Annotated in this window: 7 protein-coding genes; 5 read left to right on the top strand and 2 right to left on the bottom strand. The window is 43.9% G+C overall.

Features of this window, described 5'->3' with window-relative positions; genetic code table 11:
• Positions 1-127: 127 nt before the first annotated feature.
• The 5 genes from HMPREF9447_RS27300 to HMPREF9447_RS27280 all read left to right on the top strand — a co-directional run bounded on the left by HMPREF9447_RS27300 (position 128) and on the right by HMPREF9447_RS27280 (position 2,256).
• On the top strand, positions 128-325 hold the full coding sequence (locus HMPREF9447_RS27300) for a hypothetical protein (RefSeq protein ID WP_007209655.1): 198 nt from the start codon (positions 128-130) through the stop codon (positions 323-325).
• A 181-nt stretch (positions 326-506) separates the two neighbouring features.
• A complete protein-coding gene (gene mbpA / locus HMPREF9447_RS29390) occupies positions 507-806 on the top strand; it encodes a mobilization protein MbpA (RefSeq protein WP_004327437.1) in 300 nt (99 codons plus the stop codon).
• Complete coding sequence (gene mbpB / locus HMPREF9447_RS27290) at positions 803-1,597, top strand: mobilization protein MbpB (RefSeq protein WP_007560590.1); 795 nt, start codon at positions 803-805, stop codon at positions 1,595-1,597. The genes mbpA and mbpB overlap by 4 nt, the downstream gene beginning before the upstream one ends.
• A complete protein-coding gene (gene mbpC, locus HMPREF9447_RS27285) occupies positions 1,554-2,006 on the top strand; it encodes a mobilization protein MbpC (RefSeq protein ID WP_004295511.1) in 453 nt (150 codons plus the stop codon). Before mbpB ends, mbpC begins: the two co-directional genes overlap by 44 nt.
• A gap of 19 nt (positions 2,007-2,025) precedes the next feature.
• Positions 2,026-2,256: a hypothetical protein gene (locus HMPREF9447_RS27280; protein ID WP_007560596.1), complete on the top strand. Its 231-nt coding sequence runs from the start codon at positions 2,026-2,028 to the stop codon at positions 2,254-2,256.
• Between the two features lie 38 nt (positions 2,257-2,294).
• Here HMPREF9447_RS27280 and HMPREF9447_RS27275 read toward each other — a convergent pair whose 3' ends face one another.
• Together HMPREF9447_RS27275 and HMPREF9447_RS27270 are read right to left on the bottom strand one after the other, a co-directional pair.
• Positions 2,295-3,299, bottom strand: a complete 1,005-nt coding sequence (locus HMPREF9447_RS27275) for a replication initiation protein (RefSeq protein WP_007755890.1) — start codon at positions 3,297-3,299, stop codon at positions 2,295-2,297.
• Positions 3,250-3,435 carry a hypothetical protein gene (locus HMPREF9447_RS27270; protein WP_007560600.1) on the bottom strand — a complete coding sequence of 62 codons (186 nt, stop codon included), beginning with the start codon at positions 3,433-3,435 and terminating at the stop codon, positions 3,250-3,252. Before HMPREF9447_RS27270 ends, HMPREF9447_RS27275 begins: the two co-directional genes overlap by 50 nt.
• Positions 3,436-3,584: the final 149 nt, after the last annotated feature.

Genomic DNA, 3,584 nt, shown 5'->3' with positions numbered 1-3,584 from the left:
GGGGATATTACATGGTCTCGACACATTACCGCCCATGACCGGATAATCTATGACATTTACGAGGAAGTGGTAGAGGTCTACATTTTGGAGGTAGAGGGGCATTACAACGATAAATGATAAAACTGTTATGGTCGAATATTGTGTTTACTGGTTAGAGAACGGCGAGCCTATGCACGAGGTGTTCTCTAACCTTGCCGCCGCCGAGATGTACTCATGTGCGATAAGAGGGAAAGAAAACGTTGAATGGGTGGAGGTGTCCGAAGAAGAAGCCATTGATTTGGACGAACTGAAAGACATGTTCCCGGATGACTTCTGCGGCGTGTAATCCCCTTGGGTAGAAATTGTTAGGCTGTGGGGGATTTTCTAACATGCCTGGGCTTTTTGCCGGGCGGTTGGCGTGGATGTATTCCCATGCGGCATGTGTATATATAGCAAGAAGTGTCCTTGTCGGACAATTCTTGCTTTTCTCGCTTTGCTCAAAAAGATTTTAAGATTACCTTTGTGGCATGGAACTAAGACGGAACGAAAAGATTACATTCCGATGTACCGAACTTGAAAAGGACGCACTTGCGGAGCAGGCAGCCCGGTGCAGTCTAAGCGTATCGGAATACTGCCGGAGTTTGTCCCTTGGGGGGCGCCCAAGGGAGAGGTACACCGAGGAGGAACGGCAGCTTCTCCGGGACATAGCCCAGTTGAAAGGAACGCTCCAACGGCTGAACAACTACTTCGGTGGTCGCCAGTACCGGGAAGTGTTCGAGGAGAACCGGGCACTAATTACAGAGCTCAAAAAAATACTCTCACGATGATAGGGAAAGGGAAAAGCATATCACATGGTGTGGCGGCATTGGAGTACGACCTCGCCAAAGAGATAAACGGGCAGGCAGTAGCCACCGAGATAGCCCGGCATGAACTTTATGGGTGTACTGGTGCGGAAATGGTGCAGGAAATGAAACCGTATCACATTGATTTTCCGAACGTAAAAAACAACTGCCTACGTTTCGAGGTCAGCCCCTCGATAGAGGAAAGCGCCACCTTTACGGATGCGGACTGGGCGGAACTTGGTAACGACTTCATGCAGCGCATGGGGTTGGCGAACCACCAGTACATCATCATCCGGCACAGCGGTACGGAGAGCAAGAAAGAGCAAGCCCACCTGCACATACTGGCAAACCGGGTTTCCCTTTCCGGGGAACTGTACCGGGACAACTGGATAGGGAAAAAGGCAACGGAAGCCGCCAATGCCATAGCCAAGGAACGGAACTTTGTACAGTCGCAGGACATTGGCAAAGTCAACAAAGCGGAAATCAAGGAAGCCATGGACGGCGTATTGAAGAAGATGCAGGGCTTTGACTTTACCAAATTCAAGGAAGAACTTGGTAAGAGAGGTTTTAAAGTCCGGGAAGCCAGGGCAAGCACCGGGAAACTTAACGGCTACTATGTCACAGCCCGAAGCGGTACGGAGTATAAGGCAAGCGAGATAGGGAAAGGCTACACTCTCGCCCATATCGAGCGGACACAAAGCAAACTGAAGTGCAACTCAATGAACATATCTCATGGAAACAAACTCACACCCGGAAGCGGCAGCTTCCAACGTTAAGCAGGGACAGTACAGCCCCCGGAAAAGAAAAGACACAACGCCAAGGGTAAACCCGCAGCTTGCGGTAGAACTGGTGTATCAAGAACTAAAGCGTGTTGAAGTCTATACGAAGCGCATAGAGGACGCAACAGCCCGAAAGGTACAAATAGACGGGAAAAGCCTTGAAAGTGCCGAAAATCGCCTAAAAAACGTATTGGCGGACTTTGAACGGCAGGGGTATAGAATGAAAAACGGCGGTTATGTGGACAAACGAATTTCGTTCTACTCAATCCTTTGTGCTGTTATCTCCCTATTGTTCGCTTGTTTCATGTGCTATCTTTGGACGGATGCAGCCAAAGACCGGGACAACTACAAGCAGTATTATGAATACTACCAAGAGCAGGCAAGGGAACAAAAGGGGAATAAATAAACATCTAACTTTACGAATTATGGGAACAGCGGAACACGAAGAACCCCGGTTCTTCTTCATACTGAACAAGGGTGCGAAGTCCGGCGGCGAAATCACCCATGCCGTCCTAAACGGTAGTATCGTTTCGAAGCCGGCAGGCTGGGACGCCTTTCATGGGCTTGTACTGGCGAAAGAGAAACTAAGCAGCGAGGAAATACAGCGGCAGATGAAAGAGCTTGGTGTAGAAATGGAAATCGTTCCTCTGATTTGACAAGATTACCCCGGTATATTTCAGCCGGGGTAATCTTGTCACTTATCCTTGATTTTCCCTTTAAGGGCATTTATAATCCACCCTTTTGGATTTGTTTTTGTCCTTGATTTTCCTCTAAGTATGGCGAGTTCTGTCATGATGTCTGGAAGTTCCATTTGTGCTGTTACAAATAAATCCCGGTTGTTTTTGATTTCTTTATCGGAGAACTCCAAAGATGTTTTTAAGTAACTTATCACTTGCCTACCTAAATCCCATGAAAGCCCGGTTTGCTTTTGTAGCTCTTTTTTGTATAGCTCTGCATCACGATGCTCTGGCTTGAATATTGGATAGAAGTTGAAACTTACAATTTTTTTCCCTTCCTTGTTTGCGGACCATTCGAATGTATAAGGACTTAGTTCGTCCAGCTCATTTTTTGCAGGTTCAATTACTTTCCGGACAAAATCGTTTGTCTTTGCGTATTTATCTTGTACTTTAAACATTTCTTTGAGCTGTTCAAGTGGATAGATTAGTTTTGTTTTCTGACCGCTTAAAAGTTCGTAGAACCGCATAGAATATACACTCTTAAACTTCATCGCAGTGGCTAATTCGTATTTGCGAAACCCTTTTGAAAAATCTAAGCAGCAGTCCCATATGTGTGAGTCTATTTGGAATGATACAACAGATGAACGCTTCTTTATCTTTGGCAATGCAATAATAGAAATGCTTATCCATTCTTTTTCATCCTCATAGGTAAAGATTTTCTTTTGTAGAGATAACAGTGCTTGTTTTACACGTGTGTAGTTTTCATCACTTTCTCCATTTAGCAATGAAGCAATAGGCATTGTGATGTGAACGGTATCAAAAAGTGTGTGTTCTATTTTTTTACAATCAGTTGCAAATCTAACTCCTTGGAGTTCACCTTGAGCCATTTCTACAATTCTATAAAGTATGCGCTTCTCATAAACGGAAAAGTCATACTTGGCTGTCGTCATAATATAGCTTTGTATTTGGTCTTTATTGACGACTGTTACACTGTTGTTCTTCTGTTGTTTCGTTTTCATCATCTACACGAAAGGATAAAATACTGTTGGCTTTATCTATGTGAGGAGCGTATATTTCAGAAAATTTTGCGAGGATAGAAATTGCGTTTTTAACCCTTTCAAATTCTTCTTTCTTAAAATGAACTATGATTTTCTTCATCCTTTATTGATTATTAGTATGTTGCGCAAATATAATAAGTAATTACGACTTGTGCAAATGAAAATCGTAGATGATGCAAAATAACATTCAAAAAGTCGTATTTGGAAGGGAAAATAACATTCAAAAAGTCGTAGTAATGTGTTAAATAG

The sequence above is a fragment of the Bacteroides oleiciplenus YIT 12058 genome (assembly GCF_000315485.1).
Taxonomy (GTDB): Bacteria; Bacteroidota; Bacteroidia; order Bacteroidales; family Bacteroidaceae; genus Bacteroides; species Bacteroides oleiciplenus.
Note: the sequence above shows the minus strand (reverse complement) of the source record. Positions and strands in the feature narration are given on the sequence as shown.

Excerpts from the sequence above, each read along its gene's own strand:
- HMPREF9447_RS27300 (WP_007209655.1), top strand. The coding sequence starts at position 128 with ATGGTCGAATATTGTGTTTACTGGTTAGAGAACGGCGAGCCTATGCAC.
- HMPREF9447_RS27280 (WP_007560596.1), top strand. The coding sequence starts at position 2,026 with ATGGGAACAGCGGAACACGAAGAACCCCGGTTCTTCTTCATACTGAAC.
- mbpB (WP_007560590.1), top strand. The coding sequence starts at position 803 with ATGATAGGGAAAGGGAAAAGCATATCACATGGTGTGGCGGCATTGGAG.
- HMPREF9447_RS27270 (WP_007560600.1), bottom strand. The coding sequence starts at position 3,435 with ATGAAGAAAATCATAGTTCATTTTAAGAAAGAAGAATTTGAAAGGGTT.
- mbpA (WP_004327437.1), top strand. The coding sequence starts at position 507 with ATGGAACTAAGACGGAACGAAAAGATTACATTCCGATGTACCGAACTT.
- mbpC (WP_004295511.1), top strand. The coding sequence starts at position 1,554 with ATGGAAACAAACTCACACCCGGAAGCGGCAGCTTCCAACGTTAAGCAG.
- HMPREF9447_RS27275 (WP_007755890.1), bottom strand. The coding sequence starts at position 3,299 with ATGATGAAAACGAAACAACAGAAGAACAACAGTGTAACAGTCGTCAAT.